This is a genomic window from Nodosilinea sp. LEGE 07088, assembly GCF_015207395.1.
Taxonomy (GTDB): Bacteria; Cyanobacteriota; Cyanobacteriia; order Phormidesmidales; family Phormidesmidaceae; genus Nodosilinea.
In genome coordinates, this window is record NZ_JADEWX010000135.1 from 1 (window position 1) to 17109 (window position 17109).

Here is a 17109-nt window from a genome sequence, read left to right on the forward strand (position 1 = left end):
GCCCCCGGCCCAGTGGGTACTTGAGAACGAGTACCTACGCGCCACCCTCGACCCCGCCACGGGCCAGATGGCGAGCCTGCTGCACAAGGCTACTAACACTGAAACCTTTGCTACCCAGGGTAATCAGCTGCAGCTGTTTAAAGACCAGGGCCAGTACTGGGATGCCTGGAATATTGCCCCCGACTACCAACACCATCCCCTTGACCACATTCGGCTCCAGGGGATGGCGTGGATCGAGCAGGGGCCAGTGCGGCAGACCGTGCGCGTTGTCTATACCCTGAATCAATCCACAATTACCCAGGACTATTGTTTGGATGTGGGGTCGCCCGTGCTGGCGGTTCACACCGAGGTCGACTGGCACGAAACCCAGGTGGTGCTCAAGGTGGCGTTTCCGCTGACGGTGTCGGCCCCTCAAGCCACCTATGAGATTCCCTTTGGGGCGATCGCGCGGTCGACTCACCCCACCACCCCCGCAGAGCAGGCCAAATGGGAGGTGCCTGCCCTGCGCTGGGCCGACCTCGGCGACGATGACTTTGGGGTCAGCATTCTCACTGACTACAAGCACGGGTTTGATGCCACCCCCAATCAGCTGCGTTTGACCCTGCTGAAAGCCCCGCTGTGGCCTGATCCGGGCTGCGATCGCGGCCTGCAAAGCTTCAGCTATGCCATTTATCCCCACGGCCAGGGCTGGCAGCAGGCCAAAACCGTTCAGGCAGCCCGCAACTTCAACCTGCCTATCCGAGCTGTTTTATCCAAGATGTTTTTGTCAGAGCATTCTCCAGGCCTACCCGATAGCCCCACCGCCATAAGTTGGCTCGACTTAGGCGACACCTCCTTTGTGCTGGCGGCTCTCAAGCAGTCAGAAGACTCAGACCACCAGTACATTCTGCGTGGCTACGAAAGCGTCGGTATCCAGGGCGATCTCACTATCGGGGGCCATCTACCGATGGAGGTGATTGTGTCTGTGAACCTGCTAGAGCAGGTCCAGTCGGCGGAGTGGGAAGCCCTAACGCCTTGGCAGATCAAAGGTCTGAAGATCGCGTGCCGTCAGGCTAAGGGCTAGCTAGCCACTCTGGATGAGCTTTAAGCACCTAGGGAACTAAGACGGTGCGAGGTAGCAGACCAGCGGCCTCTGGGGTAGCCCGCAGCCTGCGGGCCTGGGCCAGTAGCTGCCATGCCTTAGGCGATAGGGCACTGGGGGCCAGCAGCGAGATCGCGGTGGTTACCTGGCGCTGACGTAGGGCCACCAGACCCCAGTGTAGATGCAGATATTGACCCAGAGCTGCGAGGGTGGGAATGCGATCGCGGTACCCCTCGCTCACTCGCCCGTAGATGCGCTCCTTGATGGTCAAATTCAGCGCCATACGCCGAGTGAGCGACATTTTTTGCTCGTAGCCCCCGGGCCAAAGGGTGCGATAGGCCAGGCATGCATTGATAAACAGCGCATCGCCAAAGTCAGCCAGTTTCACCCAGGCATCGATGTCGTCGTAGTTGGTGGTCATGGTGGTATCCCAGCCGCCCGCCTGCAAAAAGGCGTCGCGGCGGGCGGCCACCTGGGCCGGGGTACCAAAGGGCACCTGATCCATCAGCATGCCGTAGTGGATGGCACTCTGGGGAATATAAAAGACCTGACCAGGCCCTGTGGTCGCGGTACGGCGCAGCTCGGTGCCCTGCTCGTCTACCTGGATGGCCCGACACGAGCAAAGCACGGCCTGGGGATGCTGGGCGATCGCAGCTTCCATCCGCTCGATACAATCTGGCGCGAGATAGTCGTCGTCATCGAGAAACTTGACCCACTCACCGCTGGCAACGGCCACCCCATGATTTACCGTGGCGGCGTGGTTGAGGTTGTGGGCATTGCGGTGGTAAACGACGCGATCGCCCAGGCTGCGCACATATTCTGCGGTGCCATCGGTAGAGGCATCGTCGGCGACCACCACCTCGCAGGGCACGGTTTGGTTGAGCCCACAGGCGATCGCCCGCTTGAGCAATTCCAGTCGGTTATAGGTGGTAATCACCAGACTAAATTTCATTGCTTGTGCTCCCTTGGCTAGCTAGCTCAGCCTATGGCTATGTCCAAGGTTCCCCAAGGCCCAGCGGGATGCTCAGCCAAGCGCTATAAGCACGATACCGTCGGTGCTCACTCCAGGTCGTCCTGAACCCATGCCCAGCGGCCATACCATACGGAAAGGGTTTTGGGTGGTGGAGTCGGCGCAACTGTCACCCCAGCATGTCGCGCTGGAAAGATTGGAACAGCAGCGGGAGCTGCGCAGCGATCGGCGAGTAACCATGATCTACTCGACGGCTGGTTAGCGCGATCGCCAGCCAGCCGTTACGAGCAAGAAAGCCACGATTCAAATCGCTACCCCATGCCGTTTCGGGCGAGAATTTTCTGGCCCAATTCTCAGGGTCAGCTGAATCTCATCGTCAGACACCTGCCCGACAATCTCGGTTGGAGTCAGGGTCGGCCCCACATCTCGCAGGGTAAACCGCAACCCTGCCCGCGTTAGGGTGCCATCGCCCCCATAGACCAGATCTCCGTTGGTGCGCGTGACCGCCAGTGCCAGCCCCTGGTCAGACGGGTTGGCCAGCAGCACATAGCGAATCGTCACATGCTGCTCAGGTTCAGGCTCGGGGGCCAACAGGCCGATGATGCTAGGGCGCGATCGCAGACCCGCTAAAAACCGCCCCTGCTGTAGGCGCTCATGCAGAAACAAAAAGTGCTGGGCGGTGCCGCAGTCAACCTCCAGCCCCAGGGTTTGATTCAGGGTCAACCCATAGGTTGAGCCCCAAATGTTCCTAACCTTTTCCTGCACCGGGTGACCGGTCACGGGTTTTGCTGAAAAGGTAGCCCAACCCGTCGTCGATCGGGCTGGGGCAGAGAGCTGATCCCGCTGGGCTAGGGGCAATCGGGTGCGCTCCGCTTGCAGGTCTGGCGCCGATGAGTCAGAGCGATAGGCAATGGTCTGCTTGGCAAACGCCACCTGTCGCCTCACCAGTTCACTGGCTGTATCTAGCCGCTGGAGTTGTTCAAAGGCCTGAACCGTGCCGATGCGTCCTAAGCTTCTCACTACCGACGCCTGAAGCTGAGTATTAGCTTCCTGTAGATTCTGAATTAGCGCCCGTTCTGTCTCTGGGGCAGGCATCAGGCTCAAGTTCAGCGCCGCTAAACTCCGCACTCGGTTGGGTTGTCTAGAATCTGACAAAATGCTGGCGGTGATGGCTCGGGTTTCGGGCGATCGCTCCGATCGCACTAGGGCATTCAAGGCCCGCTTGGTGCTGATCGGGACATTGGTGCGCTTTTCTCCCTTGAGAATGGCCTTTAAATCGGCTAGATCCTGGGCCGCCAGCCTGGGCAAATCCAGCTCAACCTCCAAACTCGTGGCCGATATCGCCTGCAACAGCGTCGGTGAAAGGCCCGAGTTGTCTGGCCCGATGGTGAAATTAGTCATGGTGTTTTCTCCGTTAGCAGGCAGATTTAATCGAACAGTGACCCTTCATGGTGTTGCCCTGGCTGGTTGTGAGGTTGACACTGGTGGAATTGATGGTGCCGATGCCATCGCCGTCGGTGTCGCTCCCCATAACGTTGGTGATGGTGTCGGCGTGGGCCAGGCCCAGGTAGTGGCCGACTTCGTGGGCCAGCAAAATGCCGCCAAAATTCAGGGAAGCGGTGCTGTTAGAACCCTGCACTTCGATCACAGATCCGGTTCTTTCGCCGGTTTTATTTTTGTCGCAGGAGCCGTTGCGCTTGCTCCAGCCCCCGGCATCGGTAATCAGCTGCACATAAAACACATCCAGGCCGTCGTTGGGGCCAGAGAAATCTTCGGTGAGGTCGGTGGCTTCGGCCCCATCCAGCGAAAAGTAGCCCGTGGCCTCGGCCACAGGAATATATCGCCAGTAAATCTTACGCACACCGACGCCGACCTGGGCGTAGAGCTCGCGCATGACATCGATGGCATGCTGGGGTTGACGGGCTTCATCCTGGTCGAACCAGCCGCCGAAGCCGGGGTCATGGCCGACTAAAAAGACGCAGAGATTAAAGGCCGTGCCGCGAATGCGCTGCAAGTGAGTTTTGACTGACAGACGCCGATCCATCGGCCCCCAAATGTAGCCAAATACATCTCGCCGAACGGAGAGTTTGCCGCTCACCCCCAGGCAAGAGGCCGCCGTAGCTCTAAGGCTAGTTTTCATGGTTAAACATCCTTCAATACCGTAGGGCTCCCCTGGGCGAGAGCCTGAATAACCAGGCAACCCCGTTACTGTAGGGTCACCAGCACCGAAATCAGCCCTTGCCCCTGCTCCAGAGATGCCAGCGCTTTACCAATCACGGTGCCAAAGGCGCGGGTCGGGTCGGTGGCCTTCATGGCGTGGCCCGGGGTCGATGAGGTGGTGAGCAAATCGCCGACCTGAATGGGAGCCTGGTCAGCATCCACTTTGCAGCACACGCGACCCATGAGGGCGATGGGCAACTGGTTGGTGCCGCCGGGTTTGCGGCCCAAAATAATACCGGGGCGATAGTGGCCCGCTCCGGCCACAATGCCCGCCACGCGATGGTCGTAGGCGCGATCGCTCACCCGCAGCCGCACCCCGTCACTAATCGCCATCACCGTGCCGGGCTCTACGGCCTCCAGGGTGTCTACTTCAAAGTCTTCGGCACAGTCGGCATTTTGCAGAATAATATCGCCGCTTTGGCCGTTCAGGTGAATGGTGGCCTGATCGAGGGTGGTGTTATCGCCGCTGTCGGCAAACAACGCAATATCGCCGTCGGCACCATTGCCCCCCATCCACAGGTTGCCACCCCCGGCATCCAGGCGAATGCGATCCTGGTTGGTGGTGCTGCGCAGCACCAGATCGCCATCGGTGCCCTGGCCCCCGGCAAAAATGTTGCCGCCGTTGCCGTCGATGGTGACGGTGGCCTGACCGTTGTTGAAAATATCGGTCGCGCTGGCGGGGTAGAAATAGGCATTGCCCGATTGACCGTTGGTGCCGACTCGCATGTTGGCCCCGCCCCCGATCATGGAAATAATCTCGCCGCCGCTGTTGCGCAGCTCCATGCGCTGGCCGTTGGCATCGATAAACACGCGGTTTTGGCCACTGCCATCGCGCAAAATAATTTCGCCGTCAGGCCCGTTACCGCCGAAAGTCGCAGTGCCGGTGGTGTTAGAAAGCGCCATGGTGACGTTGGCGGCCCCGTTGGTCAGGGCAAAATCATCGTTATAGGTTGGCATATTCAGCCTCGTGTGAGGTTAGTTCGTAGCTGTTGCCATCCTAGGAATTGTTATGAATTACTGACACTACCCGTGCGGGTAGTCTTTTTGAAGACGTGCTGGCCTAACGACCGACGGCTGCGGACGCTTGCCGCAGAGGCGATTTTGATGCCGTCTAGCCAATGCCATAGACTTAAGCTGTATATATGCTTCATGTGTTGATGCGCCTGTGAAACGAGTTTTTCGGTTATTTCCGCCCCGCCGTCGAACGGTGAAAGAAAAGCAGCTCGCCGATAGCTATACGCGATCGCCCGAGGGTCACGTCGTCGTGCGCCTGCAGCTCAGCTCACCGACGGCGCTGCTCATGCCCTTCGAGGGATTTCCGAAAAACTTTGGCGACGAGCTCGATGACCAAAAATCCCCGGTGCTCAATCTCAACAAAGATTTTGTCGATTACTTGTTTGCCCGTCTAGCCGAGCTGGGTGACGAATCGCTGTTGCTGAACATCAACTTAATGGCTGACTTTGACGATCAGCCCACGCCTCGGGGTTCTGCCGACATCATGCAAACAGCGATTCAGCGCTACTTTGCCTATCTAGAGGAGGTGCGTCGCCAGGATCTGCAAAAACTGGCCGGGGACGCCGTCTTACTGGGGCTGCTGGGGGGCGGAGCGCTAGGGCTGTCGGTGTTTCTCGACGTTCGCAATGCCACTACCGACCCAGGCATTGGTGCGCTGTTGCTCAGCCAGGGCGTAACTGTGTTTGGCTGGCTGACCCTGTGGGAAGCCCTGGCCAATGTGCTCTGGCACTGGCGACCGCTGTATCAGCAGCTGCGCATGAGTCAGCGGTTGCGGAGCGCGCCCCTAGAACTCACCACCCACCAGACCCTCACCAGTACGGTGCCAAGATAAGTCTGTAGCCGCTAAATCAATCCATCAGAGCCCCGCATTATTATGACGTCTGCCGACAGTAGTTTGACTCAACCCGCTGCCCAAACCCTGACTCCCGCCACTCACCTCGACTGGGCAAGCAAAGAAACCATCCTGGCCCGCGCCCAAATTGTGGGCGAACGCCTGTCGCTCAAAACCCTAGATCGGGCCGAGTTGCTAGCCACCAACCCACTGATTATTCGCGCTGGGGCCACGGGCTGTGCCGTGCTGTTGCGCTACGGCGTCATTATCACGTTTGATCTCAGTGTCGATGAGGAAAATGCCCTGCTGGATATGCTGCGGCCTCACATTGTGGAACCGATCGAGTCAGATATCTCAGAAGAGCTATCGATCGCCTTTCGACCTGAGGCCAAGGAGCGTCTGGAGGGCAACGTGCTCTGGCTGCAAGACTACAGCGCTGAGCGACTGCAAGTTGTGGCAGAAGCGCTGGGCAAGAGCGTGGTGCTGAACTATTACGAGATCGAGATTGCCGATATTTTTAAGTCAATCAAGCCGTTTACCCTGGGCATTCAGGGTAAAAACGTGCGATCGCCCAAGGAAGAAGACTTGCTCAACTACATTGGCGGTACGCTGCTGATTCAGCAAAAGATGTTTGGCATTGTTGAGGTGGGCGAAAAGCCCGACCCGGTATGGGATGACCCCACGCTCGATCGCCTGTATCTGCGGCTTGAAGACGAATACGAGCTGAGGGAGCGGCTAGTCATTTTAGAGCAAAAGCTGGCATTGATTTCTCGGACGGTGGAGACCTCGCTGAACCTCTTGCAGCGCAACAGTAGCCACCGGGTGGAGTGGTACATCACGATTTTGATTGTGATTGAGATCGCGCTAGCCATCTATGAACTCCTGACGCGATAGAACCAGAATTGATCGAACCCTTCTGCGCAGGGCGCTGCAAAGTCAGAATAACGGCTTTTAGAATCTGGTGAATGAGGTTCCGGGCAATGCTGAATTAGCCTATGATTCGTCAGAGTTTCCCCCTCTCCCTAGCCCTCTCCCGAGGAGAGAAAGGATAAGAGGTTTGGCTCCCTTCTCCCTAGGGAGAAGGGTGGGAGATGAGGGGCTAACCGTACCTGTAATCAGCGGCGTTGCTAAATTAAGGGATGATTCTGAGATATTTCGGACGAGACTTCAATGGGCTCAGCCTTCGATTCATACTCTGAATCAGCAACGCCGGGTTGGTGGGGATCAGGCTTTTTGGGCTTTGTACTTGTCTTTAAATAGAGCCTGCTGGGTTTTGTGGTCAACGATGGGGGCAGGGTAACCGGTGCGATCGCGCTCCTGCTCAGCAATCTTGCCCGTTACCAGGGGCCCGGTATCCACCGACCTCAGCTCCGGCACCCACTGACGAATGTACTCGGCCTCGCCGTCAAACTTCTGGGCCTGGCTAGCGGGGTTAAAAATTCGCAGCGGCTTAGGGTCCATGCCGCTGGAGGCGCTCCACTGCCAGCCGCCGTTGTTGGCCGCCAGATCGCCATCGACTAGGTGCTGCATAAAATACTTCTCACCCCACTGCCAGTTGATGATCAGGTCTTTGGTCAAAAAGCTAGCCACAATCATGCGACAGCGGTTGTGCATCCAGCCGGTTTCGTTGAGCTGGCGCATGGCGGCATCCACAATCGGGTAGCCGGTGCGCCCGTGGCACCAGGCGGCAAAGTGATCTTTGTCGTTGACCCAGGGAAAGTCTTGCCACTGCGATCGGTAGGGGCCGTCGGCCAGCTGCGGAAAAAAGTACAGCACCTGCTGATAAAACTCGCGCCAGGCCAGTTCCTGCTGCCAGGTGCGCACGTTGTCGCGGGTTTCATCGCTGCGGCAGCGACCATAGGCCGCATCGGCGGCAGCCCACACCGTGCGAACGCCCACCGCCCCAAATTTCAGCGCCGCACTCAGCCGCGAGGTGCCGTCCACAAAGGGAAAATTACGCCGCTCGTCGTAGGTGGCAATGGCGCGTTCATCGTCGCAAAACTCTTCCAGCCGCGCCAGGGCCGCCGCTTCCCCGGGCTCGATGGGGAAACCGTTCTCCCAGGCAAAGCCCAGGTCGGCGGCCCTGGGTAGGTCGATACAGCCTGCCTGCTGAGCGGCATCTTGCTGTTGGGCCGTCAACGCGTTTAGCCCCTCGGGAGCCGGTAGAGGTGCCGCCTTGTTGTGCTTAACCCAATTGCGCCAGAAGGGCGTATAAACCGTGTAGGGGTCCCCAGCCTGGGTTTGCACCTCCCCCGGCGCGTGCAGCAGCTGATCCCAAAATTTGGTGTGAAACTCAATGCCAGCTGCTTTCAGCGCCTGGGCCACATCGGTATCCCGCTGGCGCGAGTAGGGCTCAACATCGCGGTTCCAGTAGATGGCATCGGCCTTGAGGGCCTGGGCCAGAGCAGGAATCTGCTGGCGCGGGTCGCCCTGCACAATTAAAAGCTGTCCGCCCGCTTTGGCATAGCTTGCCTGTAGAGCCTTTAGACAGCCAATCATGTAGGCTACCCGGGCCGGAGCCACGTCGTCGCCCCTGAGAATGTCGGGGTCGAGGCAAAATAGGCCGATGACGTTGGCGGTGCGATCGCAGGCTGCCGCCAGCCCTACATTATCTCCCAGGCGCAGATCGCGCCGATGCCAAAACAAGACTAAATCGGCCATTGGTACAGCCCCTTCCCGCAGCAAACCGATTCAGTATAACGACATTAGCGACCTGGCCTAGGAGCTTTTATGATGGGCAGATGCGGCCCCAACCGCTCACACCAAGGAGAACGCCCATGCTGCAAAACAAACAGATCATCATCAGAACTTTCAACGGCTACCTCGATTTTTTAGCTGAGAGCCAACCCTCCCTGCCCCCCGAGATGGCCTGCCAAGTGGCCGCTATGTTGACCCAGGCCGAGTTCAATCTCCAGGTGGCCGAAAACAGTTACAAAGCCTAAGCTGCCAGCCCAATAATATTCATTACGGTAGCGATAGCCGATCTTGCCGACCTAAATTTATGCCGCCTAAAATGTAGCTGTTGCTACACTTTAATCCAACTTGACCCATTCCCGCGCGGCCTAGCTGGATGTGGCACAACGGCGGTAGCCCAGCGCTAACGCTATACCGAGTTCCTGCTATGGAGTATTTGCTATGAAACTGTCTTACCGCGGTGCTGAGTACGATGTTCAACAGCCCCAGGTGCAAAGCGATGGGGTAGAAACCATCGGCACCTATCGGGGAGCGCCTCTGACCCGGCGGCATTTTCGCCGCCAAAGCGCCCACTCCTCTGCCGTTCAACTCACCTACCGTGGAGTCCATTACACGCAAGCAGTCTAAGCGTGTTCCAACTGAATACCTATCCGGTGTCTCTCCGCAACCGGCCCATTGGGCCGAGTTCGCGTTCCTGATCGGAATGTTTTTTTAGGTGGAATACTCTGTGAAGCGGCTGGGTTAGACACCAAACATGCCTGATCCGCGACTAAGGTAGACTGACGAGTCAGTCTGCCTTTTTTTTGCGCTCCAGACTGCCTCCTTTTCGGCGCTCTCGGCGCTGTCTCTAGCCCTAAAGCCTGCATCAAAATCATGGCAGCCGCCACTATCTAACGTTTAGGATCCTGAAACTATAAGCAAACTAATCCATTACTAATTAGTTTGATTACGAATCCCGTTCAACCAGACCCCAAAAAGGCAAGACAGGCTACAGGTTTTCCCGTAGTATCTAGATTGTGTTAGATCTTCCCAGAGCAAAACCTGGAAACCTTATCCTGAGGCTGTTCTGTGGTTTATAGATCGACTTGAATTCTATATTTGACGAGAGGATAGCACCATGGCCACCTTTAAGGTTACGTTGATCAACGAGGCTGAAGGGCTCAACCAGACCATCGACGTCGATGACGATACCTATATTCTGGATGCCGCTGAGGAGCAGGGTCTAGATCTGCCGTACTCCTGCCGGGCTGGAGCTTGCTCCACCTGTGCTGGTAAGATCACCGCTGGCACCGTCGATCAGTCCGACCAGTCTTTCTTGGATGACGATCAGATTGGCGCTGGGTACGTGCTGACCTGTGTTGCCTACCCCACCTCTGACTGCACCATCATGACCCACCAGGAAGAAGAGCTCTACTAGGGTTTAGGGCTGCAACCGTTGGCCTTATCCAAGGGGCCTGACCCACAAAAGAAGGATGCTTAGACAACTAAGCATCCTTCTTTTGTAGCTGAGTCACCTAGCAACGACTGGGCTATTTAGCCGCTGCCACGCACTGATCCACTAGGGCCGCCACTTTATCGACGTTTTGCCAACCCAAGATTTCGGTCACCTTTTTTTCCAAGTTTTTGTAAGAGCGGAAAAATTCGGCGATTTCATCGAGTCGGTGGGAGGCCACATCATCTAGCGATTTGACATTGGCATAGCGGGGGTCTTCGGCTGGCACGCAGAGAATTTTTTCGTCGCGATCGCCGCCGTCAATCATCTCCAGCATGCCGATGGGTCGCGCGGCAATGACACAGCCCGGGAAGGTGGGCTCATCCATCAGCACCATACCGTCGAGGGGGTCGCCATCGTCGGCCAGGGTATTGGGCACAAAGCCGTAGTCATAGGGGTATTTCACCGACGAAAACAACACCCGGTCAAGAATAAAGGCATTTAGATCTTTGTCAAATTCATACTTATTTTTGCTGCCGCCAGTAATTTCGACCAGCACGTTCAGCAGTCCAGGCTCGGGCTGGGCTGGAATCCGAGATAGGTCCACAACACTACTCCAAATGGATAACAAATTGACGCTGCATGGCAAGCCCTAGCCACCCGGTCGCCGCCCCAAGGAGACAGCCAGCAGGCTCTAGCACGTGCCCTTCCGACATAGTATTCTACGGGGCCGTGGCTCACTTTCCGCACAGAAGCAACATGCCTGATGAAATAAAGGCTCTCAGGCCTTGCAACTTGGGCAATACAACTAGGTCATCATCGCGCTATCGATGCGCCGAGGTGGGTACCACAAAGGTTGGCGGTCGTTCGAGTTGGGTAGTGGCTGAAGAGAAATGGGCGACGACAAATAGCGGCAAGGTTAGGGTCAAGACCGCGATTAATACCCCTAACAAGTTGGATGAGAAACTAGGAGGTTCCCCCGCAGGGGTGTCAGGTTGACTGGCAGAGTCCATACAGTGTAGTAACAGAAATCAACAAAGGATCGTCGTCTGAGGCAGTGACAGAACCGTCAAGGCTCAGAGAATCCCACATACCTAACCGTTGCTGGTGAGTCTTAGCTGAGATCACCCTCGTCGTTCACTCTCGATAGATGAGATTATCGACGACATGAGCCGACAAAACGGTTCCAGCAAAACCATATGCAACGTTATAGCAATCAATCCATGACATTAATTATCCCTAAAGCTCAATCCCAATGGATGAATACCCTAGGTTTAAACCAGTTTCAAAGCTATTATTCCCGACAGTTTTGGGGAAATTACGGCTATTTCCCTGAAGGCAAGGAATTGGAACGGTCAGGCAGGCGGGAGACCGGGCAAGTATCAGAAACATCTAGAGCGCCCACGGCCTGATCGCCCCATCACTCCATCTCCCTACCTTCCAACAACTCACGGATGGCTCGCAGTTCCTGCAGCATCTGCCGCATCAGGTCGTGGGTGAGGGTCTCTTCAGGGGGCTGTATCTGGATGGTTGGGTGGAGACCGAGCACCTCTTCGGCAAACCGGCGCACCTCTTGGGGACGAAATTCGAGGGGATCATCTTTGTCGCGGCGCACCTCGGGGTTGAGCTTAGTCGAGTCGTAGGGGGGGTTGAGCAGGTCAGGGTCGGTGTTGGCATAGCGATAGACCGATGCCCGCGATCGATTGAGGTATTTTTGCACTGCCTCGACCGACAACAGCGGCATGGCGTCTTCGGCTGTTGCCCCCATCAATGGACGGGCAGCGGCGTCAAGGGTCAGGGGAGAGTCGGGGGTCATAGGGTCAGCAGTGAGCAAATCTGTGGCTACTTTACCAGGTTCATCTCGCCCTGGCGCATTCTGTAAAGGAGCATGCCCCAGGGCGATCGCAGAGCCAAAAGCTGTGCTAAAACCTTGGCAGCGTTGACCCAAAAACACTGTGAAGGGCAATTTCAGGCCAGCTCAGCCGCATATTCACTGGCACCGTCTCTCGGGCTTAGTCGTCATCATGTTTGGCATCGGCGCGATCGCAGGGCTCGGCGCCTCTCGCTGGTCCGCCGAGCCCCTACCCGAAACCAGCATTCCCCTTAGCTCGACCCTGGGGCCCAGTCGTTTGCCCCAGCCCTTATTGCTTAACGGTCGCCCCCACCTAGACCCACTGCCAAAGTTTGAAGAGGTCTGGCATTGCCAGGTAGCCGTTATTAGTGGATCCCTCGGGGGGGTAGCCGCCGCGGCCCATGCCATGGCCACCGGAGCCACCACCTGCCTGATCGAAGTCTCGCCCTGGCTGGGGGGCCAGATCAGCTCCCAGGGGGTGTCTGCCCTCGATGAATCGCGACGCATGCGCCAGGCCAATAACCTATCGCCCAGTTGGCAGCGGTTTCACCAGTTGGTCAAACAACAGGTGGTCGAGCTACCCGCCTGGAGCCCCAGCGGCCGATCGCGATCGGTGGCCGATATCAATAGCTGCTGGGTCGGGCGGTTGTGTTTTCCGCCCCAGGCTGGGGCCCAGGCGGCAGAGCAACTCTTGAGCGATACCCGGCCCAGCGCGCCGGAGAGCCGCTGGCGCACCATAGTGCCACCACCGTGGGCCTGACTCACTACGCCATCGACATTCACGGCTGCCGATACCGCAACTGGCACCCTTCCGGTGAAGCCATCAACGCCCCGGCCCAAGAGCCCCACGTTAAGCCCCTGCAACTGCCCTTAGAAAGTCTGATTCCCCAGGGGGTCGATAACCTGTAGATTGGCGGCAAGGCCATAGCAACCACCCACATTGCCAATGCTATGACCCGAATTCACTACGGCGAGTGGCAGACCGGGGCAGCGGCAGGGGTAACGGCCGGCTGGCTCATGTCTGCCAATGCCACCGTCAATGACCCATCCGAGGTGATCCCCAGCGGTTCGATGCCGGTGCTGCAAGAGGTCATGGGCCAGCAGGGGCTCCGCACCCGCTGGTAGCAACTGTCGGGCTAGCCACCGGGGTTAAACAGCGCGAAAACCTGGCGGCAACAGCGCCGCAACCGTTCACGACAGGTGGGGTCGGGAGTCATACTGCCCGCAAAGGCCCAGTTGTCGATCGTAGACAGACCCCAACACTTGCCCCGGTGGTCAAAGCCAGCCAAGTCAAGGCCAATTACCCGGCGATCGCCCGTTTCTGCATCGGTATAGAGCCGAATCTGCACCAGCAGACTGCGACACTGAAACAAACGACTCACCCCCGGAAAGTGAAATCCAACATCAATCGAGTCGGGATCAACTAAATCGCGGGTATCGGGGTCGTTTGCCCAGGGTTTAAGATCGGCCTTGAGGTCAGGAAACTCTGTCTTAAAGAGACCGACCACAGCGGCAATCTTAGTGGCAAATTCAATGCTGTTGGCTTGTTCTGCTGCGTTCACGCGACCTGCAACGAATAGAGAGAATCTTAAGCATAGACCAGCACTCTTGCTACAACAGTTAACTGGGTAACGCCTATCTCAACATTTAGAGCGTGAACCTCTCAGAGCATCGGCGTTACCGCAGCACGGCACTGATCGAGCATGCGATGGTCGTTATCGCTGAGGGTATCAATGGCATAAAAACCATCGAGGCTAAACGGCAATGACTCACCCGTAGAGCCGACTGTAGCCACGGCAGGGCCCTCGGCTAGGGCTAAGCTATAGGGATAGGCCTCTTGGTCGTAGCTGTTGATGATGGTCATCGCCACCTCAGAGCCCTGCACTTGACCATAGAAACAGTCGAAGGAGGAGCTGGGGTAGTACAGCGCCCCATAGACGCGATCGCCAGTGCGCTCAAGCACGACATAGCCTTGACCAATCTGGTCAGGCTGGGGGGTTTGGCCAAACAGATAGCGCTCGGCCGCTGGCAACACCGACTCAGCGCCGGTTTGAGCCACTGTCAAGGAATCAGCCTGGGCCGGTGTTGTTGCCCCCCAAGCCGCGATCGCGGCCCCTAGCAGCAAGACAGCCAGAGGGACACGCGCGGGCCTTCGCCCCTGGCTCAAAAATGGTTTTACCAGGGAGGAGAACAGCACAGATTTAATCGTTTTGACAGCCATTCCATTTACCCCCTTGATTTAGTTTTTCGATCTTGAGACAGTGGTGGTGATATCTCAAATACAGTCGTGGCTAAGCGCCTTTAGGCCTGATTTTGCGGCCTTTTCCAGCCGTTGACCTTAGCTTCAATGTAATAGAATCAGTGAACCCAACCAACCCGAACGGTATGAACCGTAACAACTCTTTTTAGTGATTTAGTCACGGTGATTGCGGCATCGATCAGTCGCTTTACGGATGCCATCCTAGGCGATGGCATTACACCACCCAGGCTTTGACCCACAACCTTAGTATTGGGCCAATCTCGCCAGGGTGCATCTACCCATGGGCCAGCTCTGCAACTGGTCAAAATCACTAACGATGCTCAGATTGGGCAGTGGAGAGCTGAAGAGTCAGGGTAAAATTATGAGGAGAAGCTGGTTTTCAGAGGTTTAACAGATGGTGATGGAGGGGTCCTCCACTTCCTTAGATGACGCTCGGGTACCCCTAAAGCTGCTGCTATTTATTGATAAGCGGCCCAGCTTGGCCCAGCAGGTGCGACAGATCAAGCAATACCTGAAAACCTTAGAAACTCACTTTGAATTTAATCTAGACGTCGTAGACATCGGTGAACAGCCTTACCTGGCCGAGCATTACAAACTGGTAGCTAGCCCCGCCCTGATTAAAATTTCCCCAGCGCCTCAGCAAATGCTGGCGGGTAGCAACATTGTTAACCAGCTAGAACGGTGGTGGCCCAAGTGGCAGCAGGAACATCTAGAGGCTATCAACCAGGCGGAGACTGACCCCAATAGTTTTACCGAACTGCCCGCTGACGAAGGCAACCCGCTTGTCTACTCAGCCGAGCTAATGCGGCTGTCAGATGAAATCTTTCGCCTCAACCAGACCCGCGAGGAAATGGAAGCGCAGCTGCGCTTCAAGGATCGCATCATCGCCATGATGGCCCACGACCTGCGCAATCCGCTCACTGCCGCCTCCATTGCTGTAGAAACCCTCGAGCTGGGTTATGCACCCAACCAGACTCGGCAGATCACCCTGACCCCAGAACTGACTGGGCAGCTGCTGAAACATGCCAAGACTCAGATTCGGGCGATCAACCGCATGATCACCGACATTCTCAAGGCCGCCCGAGGCGCATCGATGGAGTTGCCCATCATTCCGCAAGAGCTCGATCTACCCACCCTGTGCCTAGAGGTGGTCGAAGCCTTTCAAAATCGTCTGCAGGAGAAACAGCAGATCCTCACCACCGAGATTCCCCAAGATCTGCCCACGGTCTACGCCGATGGCACCCAGGTCAAGCGGGTCATCACGAACCTGCTCGACAACGCCATTAAATACACCCCCGTCGGAGGCCAGGTCTCGATTATTGCTCTCCACCGCACGACCCAAAAGGTGCAGATAAACGTGGTTGACACCGGGCCTGGAGTGCCCCAAGAGAACCGAGAAAAAATTTTTGAGGAAAGTTATCGTCTCCAACGAGATGTCACTCAGGAGGGCTATGGCCTGGGGTTGGCGCTTTGCCAACGCATCATTCGGGCTCACTATGGCCAAATTTGGGTGGAGTCAGCCCCGAACACGGGCAGCTCATTTTATTTCACGCTCCCGGTCTACCGCGCCTAGGCACCCAGCGGTGGGCAACCAACCGGATGACGACCACATCCGGTTTACCCGCTGCGCCAAACCCCTGGGCCTATGGCAAGATAGGGGCCATGGCAAAACGTTTTTGGCACCACCTTAGCCCTACCCTCTGGGTGAGCAGCCTGGCCGTCTACGGTAACGGTCGCCTCTGGCGGGAGGTATGGACTCAGGCGGCGCGATCGCGTTGGAGCGAGGTCGGCGCAGCGGTAGCCTTTTTCTGGCTACTGGGGCTGCTGGGGCTGAGCTTTGGGTTACTGCAGTGGCACCAAACCCATGCCCTACCCCCCGCCGTCTTAGGCCTTGCCCACAGCGTTCAAACCACCCTGGCCCTGGCCGTCTCCGAGCCGAACCCCCCAGCTTCTCGGTCCAGCGTTGGGGTTTGGCAACTGGGACTCCTGAGTTTAGTGGCCTGGGTCTGCCTGGTAAGCGGCACCCAAAAGCTAATTCGACTGATAACTCTGGTTTACAGTAATGGCTCGACCCAGCCCCATCGCTGGCGGACTCGACTGCTGCCCTGGGGGATAACGCTGATGGGTCTGGGAATAGGAGTCATCATCTTTGCCTTAGTAGATCGCAATGGTGAGCATGTCGCCCAACCCGGTTTCACCCAGTGGGTATGGCGACTAAGCCGCTGGGCCTTGGCCTTGGGAAGCGTAGCGCTGGGCCTGGGGCTAGGATATCGCCTCGTGGCTCAACGCTGGACACCGGGCCTACCCCTGTGGGCCGGTGTCAGGCTGGTGTTGGCCCTGGGTCTGGGTCTTTTAGGACTACGGTCTTGGGCGCTCAGCTGGCTAGCCCAACAGAACATTGCCTACGGCTTATTGCTCACTCTGGGGATCAACTTAGGAGTACTGTACGGATGCATTTGGCTGGTACCACTAGGAGCTCAAGTTAACCTCAGCCTGATACGCCATCGAGCCGGGGCTAGCCGCCCCTGGAGCATGTCCTCGGTACCACCGCCGCCATCCTTTGACTCGTTCAAAATTAAACGCCGAGACTAGTACTCCACGGCGCAAGTTTAGATCCTAGTCCTTAGGGCTAGGGAGCAGCGATTATCTTAAATGTCAATGAAAGCCAGCTCAAAAGAGAGTGCCCCCTGGCTGGACCGCTCGATTAGGCAGGGGCATAACGGGCCGTCACGGATTCATCCTGCCAGGACGTCC

Annotated in this window: 21 protein-coding genes; 12 read left to right on the plus strand and 9 right to left on the minus strand. The window is 57.2% G+C overall.

Annotated elements, in window-relative coordinates; genetic code table 11:
- The coding region (locus tag IQ254_RS22725) for a glycoside hydrolase family 38 C-terminal domain-containing protein (RefSeq protein WP_228041002.1) at window positions 1-1063 on the plus strand (1063 nt) is incomplete at its 5' end.
- 28 nt (window positions 1064-1091) lie between these two features.
- On the opposite strand, the gene IQ254_RS22730 is transcribed toward IQ254_RS22725, so the two are convergent.
- Window positions 1092-2033 carry a glycosyltransferase family 2 protein gene (locus IQ254_RS22730; protein ID WP_193968438.1) on the minus strand — a complete coding sequence of 314 codons (942 nt, stop codon included), beginning with the start codon at window positions 2031-2033 and terminating at the stop codon, window positions 1092-1094.
- Between the two features lie 103 nt (window positions 2034-2136).
- Here IQ254_RS22730 and IQ254_RS22735 point away from each other — a divergent pair, with 103 nt between their 5' ends.
- Window positions 2137-2313, plus strand: a complete 177-nt coding sequence (locus IQ254_RS22735) for a hypothetical protein (RefSeq protein WP_193968439.1) — start codon at window positions 2137-2139, stop codon at window positions 2311-2313.
- 41 nt (window positions 2314-2354) lie between these two features.
- Here the strand turns inward: IQ254_RS22735 and IQ254_RS22740 are convergent, their stop codons facing one another.
- The 3 genes from IQ254_RS22740 to IQ254_RS22750 all read right to left on the minus strand — a co-directional run bounded on the left by IQ254_RS22740 (window position 2355) and on the right by IQ254_RS22750 (window position 5228).
- Window positions 2355-3452 carry a HEAT repeat domain-containing protein gene (locus IQ254_RS22740; RefSeq protein WP_193968440.1) on the minus strand — a complete coding sequence of 366 codons (1098 nt, stop codon included), beginning with the start codon at window positions 3450-3452 and terminating at the stop codon, window positions 2355-2357.
- Between the two features lie 13 nt (window positions 3453-3465).
- Entirely contained in the window at window positions 3466-4191 is a 726-nt protein-coding gene (locus IQ254_RS22745; RefSeq protein ID WP_193968441.1) for a hypothetical protein, read from the minus strand.
- A 65-nt stretch (window positions 4192-4256) separates the two neighbouring features.
- Window positions 4257-5228 carry a hypothetical protein gene (locus tag IQ254_RS22750; RefSeq protein WP_193968442.1) on the minus strand — a complete coding sequence of 324 codons (972 nt, stop codon included), beginning with the start codon at window positions 5226-5228 and terminating at the stop codon, window positions 4257-4259.
- Window positions 5229-5436: 208 nt separating this feature from the next.
- On the opposite strand from IQ254_RS22750, the gene IQ254_RS22755 reads away from it, so the two are divergent.
- Window positions 5437-6117 (plus strand): hypothetical protein, encoded by a 681-nt coding sequence (locus tag IQ254_RS22755; protein WP_193968443.1) that lies wholly within the window; start codon window positions 5437-5439, stop codon window positions 6115-6117.
- A 42-nt stretch (window positions 6118-6159) separates the two neighbouring features.
- A complete protein-coding gene (locus tag IQ254_RS22760) occupies window positions 6160-7011 on the plus strand; it encodes an RMD1 family protein (RefSeq protein ID WP_193968444.1) in 852 nt (283 codons plus the stop codon).
- A gap of 330 nt (window positions 7012-7341) precedes the next feature.
- Here the strand turns inward: IQ254_RS22760 and IQ254_RS22765 are convergent, their stop codons facing one another.
- Window positions 7342-8778 (minus strand): FAD-binding domain-containing protein, encoded by a 1437-nt coding sequence (locus tag IQ254_RS22765; protein ID WP_193968445.1) that lies wholly within the window; start codon window positions 8776-8778, stop codon window positions 7342-7344.
- A gap of 116 nt (window positions 8779-8894) precedes the next feature.
- Between IQ254_RS22765 and IQ254_RS22770 the strand changes: the two genes are divergently transcribed.
- The 3 genes from IQ254_RS22770 to IQ254_RS22780 all read left to right on the plus strand — a co-directional run bounded on the left by IQ254_RS22770 (window position 8895) and on the right by IQ254_RS22780 (window position 10228).
- On the plus strand, window positions 8895-9059 hold the full coding sequence (locus IQ254_RS22770; protein ID WP_193968446.1) for a hypothetical protein: 165 nt from the start codon (window positions 8895-8897) through the stop codon (window positions 9057-9059).
- 193 nt (window positions 9060-9252) lie between these two features.
- Window positions 9253-9438: a DUF4278 domain-containing protein gene (locus tag IQ254_RS22775; RefSeq protein WP_193968447.1), complete on the plus strand. Its 186-nt coding sequence runs from the start codon at window positions 9253-9255 to the stop codon at window positions 9436-9438.
- Between the two features lie 490 nt (window positions 9439-9928).
- Window positions 9929-10228, plus strand: coding sequence for a ferredoxin (locus IQ254_RS22780; RefSeq protein ID WP_193968448.1), 300 nt, complete (start codon window positions 9929-9931; stop codon window positions 10226-10228).
- A 112-nt stretch (window positions 10229-10340) separates the two neighbouring features.
- Here the strand turns inward: IQ254_RS22780 and IQ254_RS22785 are convergent, their stop codons facing one another.
- Both IQ254_RS22785 and IQ254_RS33225 read right to left on the minus strand, forming a co-directional pair.
- Entirely contained in the window at window positions 10341-10850 is a 510-nt protein-coding gene (locus tag IQ254_RS22785) for an inorganic diphosphatase (protein ID WP_193968449.1), read from the minus strand.
- 813 nt (window positions 10851-11663) lie between these two features.
- Window positions 11664-12209 carry a hypothetical protein gene (locus IQ254_RS33225; protein ID WP_228041004.1) on the minus strand — a complete coding sequence of 182 codons (546 nt, stop codon included), beginning with the start codon at window positions 12207-12209 and terminating at the stop codon, window positions 11664-11666.
- On the opposite strand from IQ254_RS33225, the gene IQ254_RS33230 reads away from it, so the two are divergent.
- Genes IQ254_RS33230 through IQ254_RS31765 form a run of 3 tightly spaced genes read left to right on the plus strand, consistent with a single transcriptional unit; the run spans window position 12199 to window position 13220 of the window.
- On the plus strand, window positions 12199-12855 hold the full coding sequence (locus tag IQ254_RS33230; protein WP_313887537.1) for an FAD-dependent oxidoreductase: 657 nt from the start codon (window positions 12199-12201) through the stop codon (window positions 12853-12855). The two genes, IQ254_RS33225 and IQ254_RS33230, sit on opposite strands and share 11 nt — an antisense overlap.
- On the plus strand, window positions 12846-13004 hold the full coding sequence (locus tag IQ254_RS31760; protein ID WP_228041005.1) for an FAD-dependent oxidoreductase: 159 nt from the start codon (window positions 12846-12848) through the stop codon (window positions 13002-13004). Before IQ254_RS33230 ends, IQ254_RS31760 begins: the two co-directional genes overlap by 10 nt.
- A gap of 42 nt (window positions 13005-13046) precedes the next feature.
- Window positions 13047-13220, plus strand: a complete 174-nt coding sequence (locus IQ254_RS31765; protein ID WP_228041006.1) for a hypothetical protein — start codon at window positions 13047-13049, stop codon at window positions 13218-13220.
- A gap of 11 nt (window positions 13221-13231) precedes the next feature.
- Here IQ254_RS31765 and IQ254_RS22800 read toward each other — a convergent pair whose 3' ends face one another.
- Window positions 13232-13657, minus strand: coding sequence for a hypothetical protein (locus IQ254_RS22800; protein WP_193968450.1), 426 nt, complete (start codon window positions 13655-13657; stop codon window positions 13232-13234).
- A gap of 101 nt (window positions 13658-13758) precedes the next feature.
- On the minus strand, window positions 13759-14316 hold the full coding sequence (locus IQ254_RS22805) for a hypothetical protein (protein ID WP_193968451.1): 558 nt from the start codon (window positions 14314-14316) through the stop codon (window positions 13759-13761).
- Window positions 14317-14755: 439 nt separating this feature from the next.
- Between IQ254_RS22805 and IQ254_RS22810 the strand changes: the two genes are divergently transcribed.
- Window positions 14756-15928 carry a histidine kinase gene (locus IQ254_RS22810; protein ID WP_193968454.1) on the plus strand — a complete coding sequence of 391 codons (1173 nt, stop codon included), beginning with the start codon at window positions 14756-14758 and terminating at the stop codon, window positions 15926-15928.
- 89 nt (window positions 15929-16017) lie between these two features.
- Window positions 16018-16947 carry a YihY/virulence factor BrkB family protein gene (locus tag IQ254_RS22815; RefSeq protein ID WP_193968452.1) on the plus strand — a complete coding sequence of 310 codons (930 nt, stop codon included), beginning with the start codon at window positions 16018-16020 and terminating at the stop codon, window positions 16945-16947.
- Window positions 16948-17109: the final 162 nt, after the last annotated feature.